The sequence below is a fragment of the Fodinibius sp. Rm-B-1B1-1 genome (assembly GCF_038594945.1).
Classification (GTDB): domain Bacteria; phylum Bacteroidota; class Rhodothermia; order Balneolales; family Balneolaceae; genus Fodinibius; species Fodinibius alkaliphilus.
In genome coordinates this window covers 1,081,908-1,099,897 of record NZ_JBCFYD010000001.1, presented here as the reverse complement: position 1 = coordinate 1,099,897, position 17,990 = coordinate 1,081,908, and the positions used below count along the sequence as shown (strand labels likewise).

14 protein-coding genes are annotated in these 17,990 nt (G+C 41.0%); 1 reads left to right on the top strand and 13 read right to left on the bottom strand.

The features are described 5' to 3' along the window. Positions 1 to 47: 47 nt before the first annotated feature. From AAFH98_RS05045 to AAFH98_RS04995, 11 genes are all read right to left on the bottom strand, one after another. On the bottom strand, positions 48 to 1,385 hold the full coding sequence (locus tag AAFH98_RS05045; RefSeq protein ID WP_342521598.1) for a tetratricopeptide repeat protein: 1,338 nt from the start codon (positions 1,383 to 1,385) through the stop codon (positions 48 to 50). A 60-nt stretch (positions 1,386 to 1,445) separates the two neighbouring features. After that, on the bottom strand, positions 1,446 to 2,732 hold the full coding sequence (locus AAFH98_RS05040; RefSeq protein WP_342521597.1) for a BamG family beta-barrel-assembly machinery protein: 1,287 nt from the start codon (positions 2,730 to 2,732) through the stop codon (positions 1,446 to 1,448). 2 nt (positions 2,733 to 2,734) lie between these two features. After that, a complete protein-coding gene (locus tag AAFH98_RS05035; protein ID WP_342521596.1) occupies positions 2,735 to 3,997 on the bottom strand; it encodes a hypothetical protein in 1,263 nt (420 codons plus the stop codon). Positions 3,998 to 4,015: 18 nt separating this feature from the next. Next, the gene (locus AAFH98_RS05030; protein WP_342521594.1) at positions 4,016 to 4,834 is read right to left on the bottom strand and encodes a glycogen/starch synthase; all 819 of its coding nucleotides are present in this window, start codon (positions 4,832 to 4,834) and stop codon (positions 4,016 to 4,018) included. Between the two features lie 38 nt (positions 4,835 to 4,872). After that, entirely contained in the window at positions 4,873 to 5,691 is an 819-nt protein-coding gene (locus AAFH98_RS05025) for a phosphosulfolactate synthase (protein WP_342521593.1), read from the bottom strand. 122 nt (positions 5,692 to 5,813) lie between these two features. Next, a complete protein-coding gene (glgB, locus tag AAFH98_RS05020; protein ID WP_342521591.1) occupies positions 5,814 to 7,685 on the bottom strand; it encodes a 1,4-alpha-glucan branching protein GlgB in 1,872 nt (623 codons plus the stop codon). Positions 7,686 to 7,846: 161 nt separating this feature from the next. Continuing rightward, positions 7,847 to 9,055, bottom strand: coding sequence for a transglycosylase SLT domain-containing protein (locus tag AAFH98_RS05015; RefSeq protein ID WP_342521590.1), 1,209 nt, complete (start codon positions 9,053 to 9,055; stop codon positions 7,847 to 7,849). Positions 9,056 to 9,180: 125 nt separating this feature from the next. Continuing rightward, a complete protein-coding gene (locus AAFH98_RS05010; RefSeq protein WP_342521589.1) occupies positions 9,181 to 9,771 on the bottom strand; it encodes an LPP20 family lipoprotein in 591 nt (196 codons plus the stop codon). Positions 9,772 to 9,889: 118 nt separating this feature from the next. Next, complete coding sequence (locus AAFH98_RS05005) at positions 9,890 to 10,930, bottom strand: LPP20 family lipoprotein (protein WP_342521588.1); 1,041 nt, start codon at positions 10,928 to 10,930, stop codon at positions 9,890 to 9,892. Positions 10,931 to 10,956: 26 nt separating this feature from the next. Continuing rightward, complete coding sequence (locus AAFH98_RS05000; protein ID WP_342521587.1) at positions 10,957 to 12,180, bottom strand: COG3014 family protein; 1,224 nt, start codon at positions 12,178 to 12,180, stop codon at positions 10,957 to 10,959. Positions 12,181 to 12,435: 255 nt separating this feature from the next. Continuing rightward, the gene (locus tag AAFH98_RS04995; protein ID WP_342521586.1) at positions 12,436 to 13,032 is read right to left on the bottom strand and encodes a penicillin-binding protein activator LpoB; all 597 of its coding nucleotides are present in this window, start codon (positions 13,030 to 13,032) and stop codon (positions 12,436 to 12,438) included. 267 nt (positions 13,033 to 13,299) lie between these two features. Here AAFH98_RS04995 and AAFH98_RS04990 point away from each other — a divergent pair, with 267 nt between their 5' ends. Continuing rightward, positions 13,300 to 14,949 carry a hypothetical protein gene (locus tag AAFH98_RS04990; RefSeq protein WP_342521585.1) on the top strand — a complete coding sequence of 550 codons (1,650 nt, stop codon included), beginning with the start codon at positions 13,300 to 13,302 and terminating at the stop codon, positions 14,947 to 14,949. A gap of 9 nt (positions 14,950 to 14,958) precedes the next feature. On the opposite strand, the gene AAFH98_RS04985 is transcribed toward AAFH98_RS04990, so the two are convergent. After that, positions 14,959 to 16,449, bottom strand: coding sequence for a sodium/proline symporter (locus tag AAFH98_RS04985; RefSeq protein WP_342521584.1), 1,491 nt, complete (start codon positions 16,447 to 16,449; stop codon positions 14,959 to 14,961). A 134-nt stretch (positions 16,450 to 16,583) separates the two neighbouring features. Then, positions 16,584 to 17,987 (bottom strand): Glu/Leu/Phe/Val family dehydrogenase, encoded by a 1,404-nt coding sequence (locus AAFH98_RS04980; protein WP_342521583.1) that lies wholly within the window; start codon positions 17,985 to 17,987, stop codon positions 16,584 to 16,586. Positions 17,988 to 17,990 lie beyond the last annotated feature (3 nt).

The window sequence follows — 17,990 nt, the reverse complement described above, 5'->3', positions numbered from 1 at the left end:
GCCCAAATGAAGAGATAAAGATAAGAATCTTTACCGATTTTAAAAACTTATCGGACCGTTGTTGTTTCGTTGATCCATGCGTAGCAATCCATCAGTGAAGAGTCAATATCAAAAGATTCCCCTTCTTCTAATGGTGGCTTCCAGAAAAATTGCTCTGATTTACTTGGTGTTACTGGTTCGTAAGATTCGTATTTACGCTCTACTTCATTAGCAGTATTAGGATCTGTCTGTTTTGCCTTATCTAAATAATCCAACACTAACCAATATACTGCCTTATCTTCTGGAGTCAACTTTCGATCTCCCGTACATACACTCACCGTTCTTGCATAAATATCAGCAATTTGTATATAAGGATCCCCCCAACCACTGTTATAGTCAAGTGCTTCACGTGCAAATTGACGTGCACTTTGCAATTCATCTTTATTTAGATACGCATCAGAAATATTAAGAGCAATTTCTGCACGCTCCTTATCAGTAGATGCTTTATCAATAGCTTCCTTATAATACTTAATGGCCATATCGTAATTAGCATTACTTCTGGCAGCTTTTGCTACAGCCATTACGTTATCAAAATTAGGATTCAACTCGTAAAGTTTCTCACTCACTTTACGGGCTTCCGATGCCATCTCTTGATCCTGATAAATATCACGCAACTGGCTCAATATTTCCTCATCTTCAGGATTCTTCTCAAGCTCACCCTTTAAAAAGGCAATACGTTCTTCAGGAGATTCAAATAAGTTATTTCTTATATCACTAAATGAGTTAAGTAATTTTTGAGAAGCATAAGGCTCGGACTCTTCAATAACGGCAAGAGCCTCATCTTTTTTTCCGGCTGAAGAAAACTCATTAAGGATTCGTTGCACATAATAACCATTTGCAGTCTTCGTCAACTCTTCTGGCTTTAACTTAAATGCTGCATGATAATCTTCCGCTGCTTTAAGCGAAGCGTTATCTATCATATCAGAATGGGTTTGGAATAACCGCCCACGCTTGATATACCAATCAAACTTCGCATCAGTATCATCAGAATACTTGTTGAAAGCCTTGTCAAAAATTTGAAGCGCCGTATCTACATATGCTTCTTTTAATGAGGGATCTTCTTTCTTCTGGGCAACCTCGTTATAAGCCGTTACTAATCGACCCAAATTCCGTTTTAAGTCAAATCGTGAATAGCCTTCGATAGTTTCGGGCATGCCTTGCCACATCCAACGCCCAAACTTAATAGACTCCTCATAGGAATCGTTCTTATAATTTTCGTAAAAAATCGAGTATGCCTGTATCTCACTCATACCACTTGGTGGTTCCACAGATGCTTGTTCACTCTGTGCGAACGACAGGCTGCTGCTTAATACCAAAAGAGCAGCTGATAGTATTAGTTTTCTCATAATGCTTTCAATTTACTGTATGGTTCAGAATTAAAACTGTTTCTAAAGCAATTTATTTTATTATTGAAGTTTTGGGCGGAAAAACATGATTTCTGCTAAATTCAAGGTCATACGCACGCCCCATATATTTTCTTTAGCCAAATTAGAGCTTTGTGTTCCCCGAATTCCATATTCCAAACTTAAATCAATGGAAGAATTTGATCTTGGCGATCGAATTCCAAGCCCCAATGCAAATTTCAATGTATTAATTTGCTGGCCATCAATATCTAAATGACCGGTATCGTATGAAGCCCCCGCTCGATATTTAAACTGTGACAAAAACTTTGTTGACCCCGATGCATATGGTAAATACTGTACTCCCATGCCAACTTTGTATCGATCAGTAAACATCTGGTTTTCAGATGGCTTGAAATCATTTTCGTAAGCTGACCAACCTTCATATAACCCTTCAACACCTACCATAAGCAGGTTGCTGGGACTATAGCTTACACCACCACCAACCTTCGTTGGTAGTTTAATAGGCCCATCGCCATTTTGCAAATTTTTAGTCAGATTTACAGCTCCATTATCAATTTTACCAGTCTGCTTCCTTTCAGAATTTAACTCCAGCGGAAAGTTCACACTCAGCCCTACTCCCAGCTGGTCATCATCCTGCAAAAAATCAGGTAACCGGATAAATGTGCCTAATCGGTGGCCAAATCCATATCCACTGGTTTCAATCGCAAAATTTGCATCTCTGTATGGCGATTGTGGAAATCGTGCCACATAAGAATCATCCATTGACAAGAAATATAACGAAGCCGCGTAGCCAACAGATATATTTGAATTAATTTGCCATCCAAGCCCCAGCTCACCCCGATTTAATCCTCCTGTTCCTCTATTTTCAATATTATAACCAAGCGGTTCACCTTGTGAATTTATACTGGTCTGTTCCTCAAATGTACGATATTTGGCTTCAGTAACAGGCGAAAAAGAACCAGACAATCCCAATTCACCCCGGATAATTGGAAGCTGTAGCTGAAACTGTCCAACTGAAAAATTTGTATTCTCTGCCGTTGCCGTATTAGTACTGGCACTATACGAATCCAAACCAATACTCCCTGCCCCGAGACCATAGACAGTACCTCCCCAATGGGCAGGATTAGCCATCGTTCCAACAAAGGTTTCACTAAACGATACCCCCATCAATCCCATCGATTGGGCAGCCGTATTTCCTAAATCAACAGGATAGCCAATACCAATCTTAGAATAAATGGATCCGCTTGAAGCTTTACCATCTTCGGATTGCGCAAAAGCTGTGGATGCAACAAAAATCAGTAGTGCCGCTATAGAAAGTAACTTTTTCAACACTAATTGTTAATATTTTTTAAAGAGGTAATTATAATTTTAGGCTTTAAGCTATCAGAAACCTGATCGCCAGAACCCATGATCAAAGTAGATTTTATAGCTCCATCATTAGGCAGTGTCACAAAAAACTCACGATCTTCTGGGAATCCATTTCGGATTATATTTTCAACCAGTGCAGTTATATCAAAGCGATAAGTCCCATCTTCTGGAAGATACGTACCCTGTAGCCGTGAAGGAGTATTTAACGGAGCACCCGGGTCAATATTTTCGGGCAATCCATCAGGATTTGCCAATTGCAAAAAGGCGGTTTGTTCTTTAGCCCTTTTTGCTGCTGGTGGCTCTCCATTAAGACTCTGCTCTAACGCTTCGGTATCTTCATGCAGTACAAGTACAGCCCTGGATAAACCGGCAGGTTCAATATCTATTTCTGAGAGTCCAAAATTATCAAAGTTTAACACACTTTCGTATGTGCTGTGCAAAGGCAACGTCCCCTGTGGTGAAGAATCTTGTCCACGACTAAGATGATATCCCCACCTACTTAAGCCAACAGAAAAAGTATCGGCTTCGGGATGCTGGATGATAAAGTTTGTAGAATCGCTATGTATCGGAATTATTTTACCATTATTCTGTGGGACTAACGCCAATCCATGAGCCTCATAAATGTACGTTGAATCTGCTTGACCGGTCGTATCCTCTTTGGATTCCTGTGCATAGGCACGGTACTTATCCACCCAATCAGGAGCTATATCAGAAAGGTTAATTACCATAGAGTCAGCCCCTCCTACGGTGAATTCCCCCACCTTTTGCGATTCAAGATCAAGTTCATCATTCACTTTAAGAGCACGATGGCGCCAAAATTGGCCAATTTCATATAGATCAAACTGCTGAGAACTCAACGAATCCCCATATACTTGTTCTGCATCAAACATCAGCCGCATAAGCATTTCACCATCTGCCCTCATTGTATCATTTTCAGAAGGCAGGAATGGCTTTATATATCCCGTGGCGTTTAATGCTCCTAAAAGCGGGTCGTCATAGCTTCCCGCAGAAAAGAAATTAAGTTCCCCAGAATACGATGTGGCATCGATTGAACGAAGATTATCCACCATTAACGTATCCCGGACAACATCGGCCGTTGGATCGGTAATATCACCGCCCACCGAGCCCGGATTCTCACACGCGCTAAGCCCTGCTAAAACAACTAAAGCTACAATTAAATGGACGAAATTAAGGTCGTGAAAGGAATTGTTTAAATATGTTTGCAATGAAATACTGCTCTATATTTATGATTCTTCAGTTTCTTCTTCATCTCCGGCAATCTCATCGTAGTAAGCTGCGAACTTATCGGAAACATCTTCAGGTGATCCCTGAATCTTTCTGGCCGATATGTCCAACTGCTCAAACAGATCATCTAACTCGTCTGTTATATGGTTGCCGGTTACCACGTGGTCACTGTATTTTAAACCAAGAGTACGCAAGTCAACGTTATCACCCTCGATAAGATTGTCCTTGTTTACAGATTCGGGCAAACCAACCAAATCCAACAGCTTTTTATTAAATACACCATTGTTTTCGGGGTGGTGGATATTGTACACAACTTTAGTATCCTTGAAAAGATCTAAATCGTTGTACTTCTCCTTCGCAAGCAAGGGAATCAATCCCGCTGCCCAATCATGACAATGGATAATGTCAGGCTCCCAACCCAATTTCGCAACCGTTTCTAACACACCCTTACTGTAAAAGACTATGCGTTCATCATTATCATCATAATGCTCATTGGTATCTGGATTCATGAACATTGCTTTCCGCTTGAAATAGGTGTCATTATCCAAAAAGTACACCTGCAACTTTGCATTAGGGATACTTGCAACCTTAATGCGCATGCTTTCGATCTTTTCACCGACTTCTATTTCGATACCAGAAAGGCGAATAACCTCGTGCAGTCGATTCCTACGATCATTAATGGTGCCATATTTAGGTAACAAAATTCGAATTTCGTACCCCTTATCTTGTAACGAGGCCGGCAAAAACCGGAGCAAGTCAGCGGTGTGTGTCATTCGAGCGAACGGAGATATTTCAGCGGCAGCGTATAATACTTTCATGGATAAAATCTAATAGATTCGTTGTTAATCTTACTTAATTATTCGTCGGTCTCGCTTTTTTCTTGATCCGAATAAAGCTGACTCATCTCTTCATCATCAAGGGAATAAAAATCAAAAAGAGTATCCCCACGAAGACCTAAACGCAAAGTTTCGACAGGAATTACTTCGGATGGCTGTATATTACCCAAGTTTACGTTACTCCCAAACTTACGGATAAACCATACCTGCTGCTCTTTCTGTGGCGCCTCAAAAATCAGATTTTCTACAGGCACCTGATCAGCAATCTCATCAATAAGTCCGGATCGCACCTCACCATTGGGTCGAAATACCCCAACAGTACCACTTTCACGTGCCTCGCAAATAATTTTTGATGCACCGGCATCAAGCTCACGCTCAATCATCTTAACCCACTTATATGGAGGGATAATATCATTTGGATTCTTACTACCTATCTCGGACAGGATAGTAAAATGCTTACTCATTTTCTGAATAATCTCTACCTTTCGCTGATCTGACAACCAGATCGTACCGTTTGAAACTTCGGCATGCTCAATATTGAATCGATCTAACAATTCCATATAAGCATCAAGCTGATCTCGCAGCACATATGCCTCGAAAAGAGTTCCCCCAAAATAGACCGGGATATTGGCGTTATCGTAAACCGCCAGCTTCTCCTCAAGATTTTGAGTTACGTAACTCGTTCCCCAACCAAGTTTTACTATATCAATATAATTGGAAGAAGTCTCACAAAGATCTTCAACCTGTCGAACGCTGAAACCTTTATCTAAGACCAGCGTTATTCCTTTTTCGCGGGGTTTTTCGGTACGCTTTGGTAGGTGATTGAGCTTAAAAGCCATTGGAGATTATAAATTTGACAATTTAAACGGACAAATATACTAAAATGAACCTTTTTAATAAAATCTTTAACAAGCTTTATTCATCCTCGGATCATCTGTTGATATAAGAACAGTTTGTTAAACTATTTATCCGATATTTGCTGTATGGGCTTTAGAACAAGAGCAGAAAATGGCTCCATCCAAACATGTTGGTTAGCCCCCAAACCGTAATGTCCCCCCTCGTTAGTCCCTCCATAATACTCCGATTCAGTGTTTAAGATAATCTCATATTGCTCTCCCTGAAAGGGCCCAACAGAAAAGTTTTCTACGTTTTGATCTGAAAAGTTCAATATAAATAACAAATGATCCGCTGGATTTTGTGCTTTTCGTAAAAATGAAAAGACAGATGGCCGTTCTTTTCCTAACGCAATCCATTCAAAACCTGCCGGATCTTTATCTAATTGATGCAATGCAGGTTCGTACTTATATAACGCATTTAAGTCATCTACCAACTTTTTTATTCCCTGGTGACGATTATGCTCTAACAAATGCCAATGCAGGGATCGATCCTCAGCCCACTCACTGGTCTCGGCAAACTCTCCTCCCATAAATAGCAGCTTTTTTCCGGGATGTCCGTAGAAATACGTAAATAACAATCGTAGATTAGCAAACTGTTCAGGCTCATCTCCCGAACTCTTCCAAACAAGTGGCTTTTTAAGATGCACAACTTCATCATGCGAAAAGGGGAGCACAAAATTTTCCGATTCATTATACATCATCGGAAAAGTTATTTTATTGGGATCATTACTGCGCTGGCCAGCGCTTTTTTGAATATACTCCAGCGTATCGTTCATCCATCCCATATTCCATTTATAGTCAAATCCCAATCCATCGTGATGTACGGGCGTGGTAACCCCTGCCCACGATGTTGACTCTTCGGCGAACGTTAGGATGCCGGGAAACTCTCGATGAATCATTACGTTAAAATCCTTTAGAAAACGTATCGCCTCTAAATGTTCATTGCCACCATATTTATTTGGGCTCCATTCCTCAGGCCCTTTTGAATAATCTAAATACAGCATAGAAGCCACGGCATCTACTCGCAAACCATCAATATGATATTTATCACACCAGTAATGTGCATTCGATAACAAAAAGTTTCGGACACCATTTTTCCCGTAGTCAAAAATATAGGTTCCCCAATCTTTCTGCTCCCGCTTTTGGGGATCACCATATTCGTAAAGCGGTGTACTGTCGAACATCTGCAACCCTTGTTCATCCTTGGGAAAATGTCCCGGAACCCAATCCATAATAACCCCTATGCCGTTTTTATGACATTCATCGACGAAGTACATAAAATCCTTTGGGTCTCCAAAGCGACTGGTTGGTGCATAATAACCGGTCACCTGGTATCCCCAAGAGGGATCGTATGGGTGTTCTGCAATGGGCATGAGTTCAACATGGGTAAAACCACTATCATTTACGTAAGGAATCAGCTCGTGAGCTAACTCCCGGTAGCTTAAATACTCGTTATTATCTGCCCCTTTCCGCCTCCAGGATGCAAGATGGACTTCGTAAATCGATATTGGCTTTTGAAAGGACTGGCGATTCCCCCTTTCCTCCATCCATTCTTCATCCCCCCATTCAAAACCTGATAGATCATACACCAAAGAAGCATTCTTTGGACGTACTTCCATGGCATATGCATAGGGGTCCGACTTCAAAAAAGGTGGGGCTTCTGCACCCGTCTTTAACTCAAATTTGTATAATGTCCACTGGTCAATCCCGGAAATTTTCGCTGTCCAAATACCGGTTTCTTCATCTTTCTGCATTGGATTCCGTCGCCCATCCCATTCGTTAAACTCACCCACGACACTTACACTGTGAGCATGAGGAGCCCATACGGCAAACGCCACTCCATCTTCGACAACTTGTGCCCCCATCAAAGAGTGAGCATTATAACAACTACCCTCTTTCCAGCACTCCTTATCACTTTCTGACAAAATTGTATCCAAAAGCCGATTATTTAGACTAAAATTTATTTTCAGCTAATTATAGTTAACGCAAAATTGAAGGAATTACAATACTGTTTAACATCTAAAAGACACGTATTGAAAATGGTAAATTGGGCAATCGATCTCGAAGAAATAGAATACTAATTGAAGAATAAACTATCCTATTTTTCTGCCTGACGCTTCCACTGACTGTACTTTTCTCGTTGGGTCGTTACCTTCTTAAGGTAGTTTCGCGCCTCTGCATATTCCAGATTTTTTCGCAAATAATTATAGTTTTCCTCAGGCGACATGCTGTTTATTTTTGAAAAAGCTTTGGAAAGATTCGTATCTCCAGTATAAGCAACAGAAACATTCCCGGCCCCAGTGTTATAGGCAGCTGTTATCAAGTATTCGCGAGTAGTATTATTGTCAGCCCGATCAAAATAGTTTGATTCCATAATATCTAAAAAGGTCGTTCCCATCTGGATATTATTACTTGGCTCAAACAAGAACTCTTTGGTTGGAATCCCATCTTCATTAAAGATTCTGCGATATGCATCCCGGCCACCCGTAGTAGGTACTAACTGCATCAAACCATACGCATTGGCATGTGAAGCAGCAGTGGGATTGAAGTGCGACTCTACATGTATGATGGCAAAGGTAAACGCAGGATCAATATTGTGCTCTTCCGAGAACTTATACACAAAATCTTCAACTTTTTTCGCCCGTTTCTGCATATGATCATCAGCTAATTGGAAATCCACATATACCACATAACGAGTTTCTCCGTCATCGCCCTGAACCTCCTTGGTTTTCGTATTCTTCTCTGCTACTTCCTCGGCATACTCATCCACAGTCTGATCTTCGGACTTATCTAACTGACCTTCTAAAACAGCTTCATCAGTGACTTCTTTATTAGGCACGCTATCGGTTTCAAACCCCTCCTGAGTGCCCTTTGACTTCATAGCACCCGATACCTTTTCCGGCATTTCTTCTTTTATTTTCTCGGCCTCTTCCTTGCTTTCAGCTATCACCTCAACCTGGCCAGTCCCCTCTTCAAAATCCGTTGAAATTCGAAGAGTCCCGTTCTCTTTATATTCTACCCATTCTTTTTTGGAGCGCTCTTTAAAATCACCCCATTTCTTAAGCATCTCCTCTTTAAATGCATTGAATTCTTTCTCCACTTTTTTCTGGTACGCCTCATAATCTTCTTCTGAGGAAGCTACTCCATTTTCAATATCTTCAACATACTCGTTATAGCCCTCTTCCATTTCTTCTTTATAATCTTCGTATCCTTGGGCAAACACTGATGATACATTTAACACAAGAAAAGCAACAAGAAGTACCACCTTCCCCTCTATTGTCCCCACCCTTTTTGGTCGCCTATACATAACGGACCTCTCTCAAATTAACATTTTTAACCTCATTGAAACATCTACCAATTCAATCAAGCCTATAAAAAAATATCCCAACCCGGAAATAACCGGGTCGAGATATTATTATTCCTGGGAAATTTCTAATTCCCTGATGGCATATTTCCTTCCTTCATTTCTTCAATGGATTGTTTCATCTCTTCAAACCCTTTTGAAGCCTTAAACTTGGTATACATCTCTTCATCCTTCGATAATGTATTTTCAAGAGCCTGATTCAAAGCATCTGCAGCTTCACCAACAGGCAAACGAACCAACATTAATACCTCATGCTTGGTATTGTTATCACGTGTATAAAACTTGCTTCGGTCCACATCTACACCACGCAGTGTTTGTTGACCCACAGATTTTGAAACATCAGTAAAAACCTCACTGTAATTACTATTTGCCCCAGAAGTGGTTTCTTCTGCAAAGTTTTTCTGCATAGCACTCACTTCAGATTCAAGCTTTAACGTAAGTGCCGCACGTCCATTTTGCATCGCCTGCTTCCGCGCCATACTTCTACGAGAAGAGGTCCCTTCACCAATAGCATACATATATTCGCTATCACTGCTTGGCGGATTCGTGTACCAGCTGGGCAAATCGCTACCCGCATTGTCTTGCACATTTTCTGAGCTACTGCAGCCGAACGCTAAAAATCCAGCTACTAAAAAAGTAAGTAGTATACGTGTTTTCATAATGATCCCTATTTATATTAGATGATGTAATGAATGTAGTCCATATTGATGAACTTATTATTAAGACCTTCAATAATCGGAATACAGTTTAAAAAAAATTGCCTGAAAATCACATTTATCAATCGACAGATAATAACTCCTTATTAATATAGTCCATAAATTCTGAGGATAATTTCTCTTGGACAGCCTGAATAGAGCGTTGGCGTGCATACTTCTCATTCATACTTCCCTCACGACCCTCACTCATATACGTGCTAAACCATTGACCATTCTCTTTATTCTGCGCCTCAACCTGCAAGGCCCACTGAATAAATTCATATTTCGGCCTATTTAGATCAACTGGTTCCATCCTTAAATTCGCCTTCATTTCAATAACCGGACTACTGTTATTCGCCATCTCAAACCCAGCATTTTGTAACTTCCTGGTAATTTCTGATTGCACCTCTCTTGGTAACTCACCAACTAATTTAACGGTGCATTCCTTCTTCGCCTCCCTAAAATCTTGTGTGATTTCTGCCAACAGAGCCTCCCTTCCAGAGCCCTGTCCCGTTAACACCGCTCGCTGATTTATTAACATATCATTCACTTGAGCTGCGGCCAACGCTTGCTTCGAATAAATCAATCGATCTAAACTACTCTCGGTATTAGACGCTTTTTTACGCAAAGCATTAATGTTATCTCTATTGCTCTCAATTTCCCGACTGTAAAGTTGCGCAGTCTCCATCCGATCCATAAGGGCAAGTGCATAAAAAGTACCATTTGGAGCTTCATGAACTTCTCTTATTTCAACATTGCGCATCTGTTGGTTAGAATTAACTTCGGACCGGGTAATAAGGTTCGTATTTTCCCTGACACTGATCCCTTCTTCCGAATCTGTTATCTCTTCAAACTCATTTACATAAGATTCATTTACCTCGACTTCAGACACAAATATTTGGGCCAAATTCGATTGCGCCTGAGTACGAGCCCCTTCCCGGGTAGGCGATGAACCAACAGCCATCAGATATTGGTTTTCACTGAATTGATTTGAGGGATTGTTAACCCATTTCGGCAAATCGGAGTTTTGGGCTTCGGCCGTTACTGAACAACTGCTTGTAAAAGCCAAAAATACCAATCCTAATACCAGGTATATCTGATGGATATAAAATTGATTGCTCATAAGAGATTACTTAATTCAACATGTTTCTAATTTGAATAAATAGAAGCTATCGGTTCAAGGCGCTCCCGTTCATTTATCGTTATATTTCGCGCCTCAGAATAAAGTAATTCACCAGCTGAAGAGTAGTAATTAAATGTAACATCATGCTTTCCGGCAGACAGTTTTATAACGTTGGTGTAAATCTTCCCCGGCATCGTTTGCCATCCCCTAAGATCAGCCTGTTCGGATGCTTCCCGCGCTCTTCCTCCTAAAAAACCGGCTATGCTTCCTGCCACTTCACCATATTCATCTTCTACCATATCTGTGATACCTTTCTGGGCAACAGATTTTAAAATCCCCCTGATTGTGGCCCGGGCAATAATAATAGGTTTTTTAATTTCAAATGTTTCCCGAGCGACCTTATCCATTTCTTCAATAATTTTGAGCTCCGTTCGCATCGTATCATTTACAACAGCTTCAATCACACTTACCGAAGAGGGCTGCATTACTAATTTGGGAATGGCAATCTTTACCCCCTTCCCATCTCTGTTGATATCAGTATTGATACTAATATTAACCTTATCAGGAGCACTTCCGCAAAAAGCCATTAACATTGTATTGTAAGTATCTGGTCGCTGAACCTTAGCAAAAGACGAGTCGAATTTAAGCTTCGAATCCGGCATAGCCTGATGATTCTTTATCGCCTCTTTAAGGTTATCCATTTCAATACGTGCCCCATCTTCTTCTCCCGCTTTGGCATGAAGGGCGCTTGCAATATAATGGCTTAGAGGACTTGCATGAATGCTTGAGGTACCCGCCTCCCATTTAATATTCTGATCTGTTGTATCCGATTCGGCCATTGAAGTCGCATACTCACCATACTTTTGTTCGGCCTCTTCTAATTTCTCCGTTATTCGACGTGCTTCGACCATGGCCCCCTGGAAGTCATCCATTTTCAAGTATCCCAGGCTTTTAAAACCATTTAAATACACATCCTCATACACCTCTCCGTTATAGTTAAGCTGGGTATCATTGCTCAAAAAGGCACCAATTCCAGTCTTTATACTTTTGCTAAAAAACTGGTCTATATATTCTTCGGCATTGGTAAAAGACTCCACACTCTGTTCATAATCTCCCTTAAAGTAATTAATAGTTCCCTTTTCGAGAGCATAAAGCACACGATCTTTTTCCTCGTAAATCTCATTCTCTTTTAAGCTATCGGCTATAAAATCAGCACGTTCATAATCACCCGACTGAAAAGACGTTCTCATTTGTTTTTGGCCATTCATCAACTTTTGTGACCCGCATCCCGTAATAAGACCGGCCAAAACGAAGAGTATCAAGATTCTTTTAACGCGACCTCCTAACATAATAATTGATCACTCATATTTTTTGCCAATTAACTTTAGAAGGCAATTAAACCCCTGCCAACTGAACCACCCCATGCTTACTCTCTCTTGAATGATTGCGACACATCGTGCCACATACTGATAACTATCGTGCTAAACTCAGTGACAATGAATGACTTACCACTTTACCTTATTTCGCTCAATCATTTTCTTAATTTTTTTATTTCCTATCCAAGCCTTCCTGTTAGACTCAACATTTATCAACTCAAGGTTAACCGTATAAAACTTAGCAGCCCGCGTTCCATCTAAATTCTTATCAATATTTGCATCTATGTTTCCAACAAGCATATAATCTGCTCCCAACTCCCGAGCAAGAGAAGCCGCTGATTCATAGGTGGCATGCTGTTGCTGATCATCCCGTTCTGCCCTTATTTGCTCTCGCTGTTCCGGATCTGCAACAATCTCTACTTTCTGACTATTAACAATAGCTCGTTCCATTTCTTTAATAAAAATATCCGTTCGGATATGCTCGCTTGTATTATTACGGATACCTCCAACAATCAAAACCGGAGATTCTACATTCTGCAACCAAGCAGCTGATAAGATATCAGAAGTCATATCCTCTGCCACCATCCGTGCATCAGTGTCATTCCATTTTCCCGAGAGATCGGACTGGGAGTTGGGATCTACCCGTTGTACACTTTGTGAGGGACTGCAACCCCAAAGAAGAAATCCTGCTAAAATTGTACCAATAATAATTCGTGATAAGGCCATAAGGTGACTCTCTTAAATTTATTTATGGTTGTACCCGTTACTTTTAATCACCTGTGAACATGCGATTTTTAATATAAGATTTCAAATTAAAATCCTACTTCTGACTCATTTTCTTAGCCAAACGCCTATTATACTTTGGTAAGAATCCCCTAAAGCAGCAATCCTCATTTAACAATACACATACCCGCTCTATTAAATTTTGTAACTCTGAATCTTTGATGTTACTATTTATTCGAATAATTCATCTTTAATGAGGGGGAGACAACTATGATGTTCCAGCCTAATATGCTATATAATTTTTTACGCTTGGTAATAGTGTTACTCGTCTTTGGGATTACAACGAATGTTGCCCAGGCACAAGACTTTGAGGAATGGAAGAAAAATTACCTCAATGAGTTTGACGAGTTTCAAAATGAATATGACAAAGAGTTTTATGAGACCCTGCAAAAAGAATGGGAAGATTTTAAATCTCAAAATAGTCCCGACTTCTACGAAGAACCTAAACCAAAAACTATTCCTTCGGTAGAAAAACCATCGCCTCCTACTCCCAAACCTCAAAAGTCAAAAGAACGCAAAGACCCTGCTACGGGCAACCAACAGAACAAGACTATTCAAAAAACTGAAAAACGTACTTCTGCTGATAATAAAAAGAAAAATACAACTTCCGATTTACGACAAAATCAAAATAACCAATCCCAAACGGCTTCACATAAAGATAAACCAAACACTAAAAAATCAGTAGGGGTTAATCCATCCAAAGGCATTTCCCCGAACTTTACCCCTAATATTGAACAAGCAGAGATTCACGCAAAGCAATTAAATTATTTTGGGATCCCCATTGATTATAAATATTACGCTGCCTATGAAAAACAATTGGGAAACCAGGTTAACCAAAAAGCTATTGCTGACTTTTGGAAACACTTAAGTACAAAAGACTATCCATCTTTTCTTACACAAATACAACAAGTGCGATCTCAGCTATCATTAAATGATTATGGATATGCGCAACTATTAAACAATATAGGGTCTCAAATTTATGGGCCAGGGACAAACGAAGCTGTTTTATTCACGTGGTTTATGCTTACCCAATCAAATTTTGATACAAAAATTGCCTATAAAGAATCGGAACTCTATGTACTTGTTGCAGCAACGCCACACACTTATCAAAAATCAGCAACTATAGATGGAACCCGATATTATAACCTGAAATTTGATAAAGATAATCCTGAACTCCCCTCAAGCTTTTATACCTATCAGGGTAGTCATGGCAAGGGCCAAAAGAAATCACTCGACCTGTTATTTGATGGCTTCCCTCCCTTCCCACAAGAAAAACAACAAAGAGACCTGCAATTCACTTTTCGAGATTCCACCTACAAGATTAGCCTGCCCGTTGATATGAAAGCCATAAACTACTTTAAAGAATATCCACAAGCCGGCTTAGATCTCTATTTTAATAGTAACTTTGAGGGAGAAACATATACCCAATTAGTCAAATCTTTGCGGCCGTTGTTACAGGGGAAATCGATCCTGGAACAGGTTAATTTACTACTTCGCTTTACTCAACGCTCTTTTGAATATGAAACCGACAGGGATCAATTTAATTACGAAAAGAAGATGTTTCCGGTTGAAACCATTTACTACCCGGCATCGGACTGTGATGACCGATCGATTATGTTTGGTTATTTGCTCAATGAACTAACAGACTTGGACTACCTTGTGCTGCGATATCCCAAGCACCTCACCATTGCTGTTCATTTTCCCTCTGGACAAGAACCCTCCGGGGACCGTGTTAATGAACCCATCATCCATGAGGGAAAACGCTATTACGTATCTGACCCAACTTATTTTGGCGCTGATGTCGGAATTATCATGCCCCAATACCGAAACACAAAACCGAGCGAAATATTTGACCTTTAAGTCTATCCACTACTTATCAAACTCTACAAATACCTCTTCAATATTTGATGGCTTCTGGGTAAATCGACTTACAGCCCACGTAGCAAATAAGCTTAATACAAAAGCGGGTATCAATTCATACAGGTTATCCTTTAACACCGGCACATAATACCACCCAATGGTTACCAACGTCCCCGTAATCAAGCCTGCAAAAATGCCTTTGCGTGTGGTCCCCCTCCAATACAGCGCGAGAATTGACGTGGGACCAATAGCAGCACCTAACCCTGCCCATGCAAAAAGTACGAGCCAAAAGACCAACTCTTGGGCAATCAAGCTAAATAGTAGCGATATTGCTACAAGCACAACCACAACGATACGGCTATAAAGCACTAATTTCTGCTGCGTAATCTGCTGTCCCTTTTTAATGATCTTGTCATACAAATCCCGGACAACTGATGAAGCTGCAACTAACAGCTGCGAATCGGCCGTGGACATAATGGCCGCAAAAATGGAAGCAACTACCACTCCAAAAATTACGGGATGCAAATGCTGTTGTGCTAAAGCAGGATAGAGATTTTCTGTGTCCGCAGCTGGTAATAGTTCTGCTTCGGGAAAATAAACGCGGCCTGCCAATCCAATAAATATAGCGCCCCATCCCATCAACACATTCCAGATGGTACCAATAACTGCTGACCACCGTAGCTGCTTGGGATCATCAATAGACATATAACGAGACAGAATATGAGGGTTACCCGGTGACCCTAAACCAATCCCCAGGAAACCAAGTAACCCACCAAATCCAATGGCTAATGGATCGACAAACCCGGCTTCCATACTGCCCAACTGTGATAATACCTGCGAGAGACCTCCAGCATCCCAAATTGCAATAAAGGGAAGAACCACCAGCGCAAACACCATAAATATAGCCTGGAACATATCGGTAAGGCTCACCGCTAAAAATCCACCCAGAACCGTATATCCCATAATAATTACGGCGGTGAGAATAACACCATTGGTTTGCGTTAGGCCAAAGCTGGATGCAAATGCTTTTCCACCGGCCACAAACTGCGCCGACACGTAGCTGATCATAAAAATCAAGAATACTACTACAAGTGCAATGCGTAGGTAGCCGTTTTTATCATTAAATCGCTCGGCAAAAAAGTCAGGTACCGTAATACAGTTATAGGCCTCAGAAAAGTTTCGGAGTCGCCTTGCGTAATACAGAAAAAGAAACAGTTCAACGATGACATACCCCATCACCGCCCATACTGCTGTGGCACCCTGGGCATACGCCATGCCGGTTACCCCTACCAAAAGCCAGGCACTCCGACCCGAGACCACAGCCGACAGGGCTACAACAAATCGGTTCATCTGGCGTCCGCCAATAAAAAATTCGCTGATTCCCTCAGACGAAAAACGGGATGAATAAATACCGATGCCAAATAATAACACCAGATATCCGATAAAAGCCCCGACGGCATACTCATCTACCGCCAGCGAAATGGCCTGCGTTTCATCCATCGTCACTAAATTTTATTCGATAAGATAATACGATGGATAAACCGATAATCAGGATCGGTACCACAAACATGATAAGGGTGAACGAACTCATAACAGTAATTAATCCAAACCTGAGGGTACTAAAGTACTATCAATTATGGAAAAATACCCATCTGGTTATAGATGATACCCACTTTATCGATAGCACTTAAAAAGGCTGCTGTTCTAAGATCAATATCGTGCCTTTTGCGTAGTTCATTAAGTTCGTTATAGGCATTAATCATTGTCTCCTCCAATCCCGAATCAACGAGGTCTTTTTCGTCAGCCCCTTGAGCTAAGACGCCCATCTCCTCCTCCGTAAAGGTTCGGTCAGATATGTTTTCAATAACATTCAATATCTTGCGATAGCTACTTTCTTCAAAGCGTTTTTCCATACGACCAAAGCGAACATGCGATAGGTTTTTCAGCCATTCAAAGTACGAGACCGTAACACCACCGGCATTGAGATAACTATCCGGAATAATGAGGGCACCTTTTTCTTTGAGAATATTATGTGCTTCGTCAGTTGTAGGTCCGTTGGCTGCTTCACCAATTATTTTTGCTTTAATATCAGGAGCATTATCGGCATGCAACTGATTTTCGAGCGCTGCTGGAATCAAAATATCGCATTCCGCCTTTAATACAGCGGTATTATCTTCAAATGCCTTAGTATCATTAAATCCCATAATGGAACCCGTTTCATCGCGGTACTCCATTAGAGCCTCAAGATCGATACCACCTGAATCATAAATTGAGCCCTCAATTTCAGCAACACCTACCAAAACAGCTCCACCCTGAATCATATTTTGAGCGGCATGATAACCAACATTTCCAAGCCCTTGAATAACAAATGTCTTGCCTTCCAAACCGGGTTCAAGCCCCAGCTCTTTCATATCTTCTTTATTCTGGCACGCTTCTCGAACCCCAAAATAAACGCCACGTCCAGTAGCTTCGGTACGTCCGCGCACCCCGCCTTGGGGAATCGGCTTACCCGTTACACATGCTTCGGCATTAATATCAGATTTTAACTGGCGGTAGGTATCGAGAACCCATCCCATCTCACGAGCGCCCGTACCATAATCTGGAGCCGGCACATCCGATCCCGGACCTAAGAAATCCTTCTTGATCAACTCATACGTATAACGACGCGTAATACGTTCAATTTCCGCATCCGAATATTCCGATCTCTCAATTTTAATCCCGCCTTTTGCACCTCCAAAGGGAACATCAACCACGGCACATTTGTAGGTCATCAATGCTGCCAATGCCATAGTTTCATCTTCATTCACAGTCGTGCTAAACCGAATACCTCCCTTGGTTGGCAACTTATGGTGACTGTGCTCTACCCGCCATCCATGTATCACCTTTATAGATCCATCGTCACGCTCAAGCGGAAATGTAATGTGATAAACGTTATTACATATTTTTATCTGATCTAATAGTCCCTGATCATATTCGGAATACTTAGCGGCACGATCGAACCCTTTATTTACCTGATCAAAAAATTCATAATCTGACATACG

Excerpts from the sequence above, each read along its gene's own strand:
- AAFH98_RS04980 (WP_342521583.1), bottom strand. The coding sequence starts at position 17,987 with ATGTCAGATTATGAATTTTTTGATCAGGTAAATAAAGGGTTCGATCGT.
- AAFH98_RS05015 (WP_342521590.1), bottom strand. The coding sequence starts at position 9,055 with ATGTATAGGCGACCAAAAAGGGTGGGGACAATAGAGGGGAAGGTGGTA.
- AAFH98_RS05000 (WP_342521587.1), bottom strand. The coding sequence starts at position 12,180 with ATGAGAACGTCTTTTCAGTCGGGTGATTATGAACGTGCTGATTTTATA.
- AAFH98_RS05005 (WP_342521588.1), bottom strand. The coding sequence starts at position 10,930 with ATGAGCAATCAATTTTATATCCATCAGATATACCTGGTATTAGGATTG.
- AAFH98_RS04990 (WP_342521585.1), top strand. The coding sequence starts at position 13,300 with ATGATGTTCCAGCCTAATATGCTATATAATTTTTTACGCTTGGTAATA.
- AAFH98_RS05025 (WP_342521593.1), bottom strand. The coding sequence starts at position 5,691 with ATGGCTTTTAAGCTCAATCACCTACCAAAGCGTACCGAAAAACCCCGC.
- AAFH98_RS04985 (WP_342521584.1), bottom strand. The coding sequence starts at position 16,449 with ATGGATGAAACGCAGGCCATTTCGCTGGCGGTAGATGAGTATGCCGTC.
- AAFH98_RS05030 (WP_342521594.1), bottom strand. The coding sequence starts at position 4,834 with ATGAAAGTATTATACGCTGCCGCTGAAATATCTCCGTTCGCTCGAATG.
- AAFH98_RS04995 (WP_342521586.1), bottom strand. The coding sequence starts at position 13,032 with ATGGCCTTATCACGAATTATTATTGGTACAATTTTAGCAGGATTTCTT.
- AAFH98_RS05045 (WP_342521598.1), bottom strand. The coding sequence starts at position 1,385 with ATGAGAAAACTAATACTATCAGCTGCTCTTTTGGTATTAAGCAGCAGC.
- AAFH98_RS05010 (WP_342521589.1), bottom strand. The coding sequence starts at position 9,771 with ATGAAAACACGTATACTACTTACTTTTTTAGTAGCTGGATTTTTAGCG.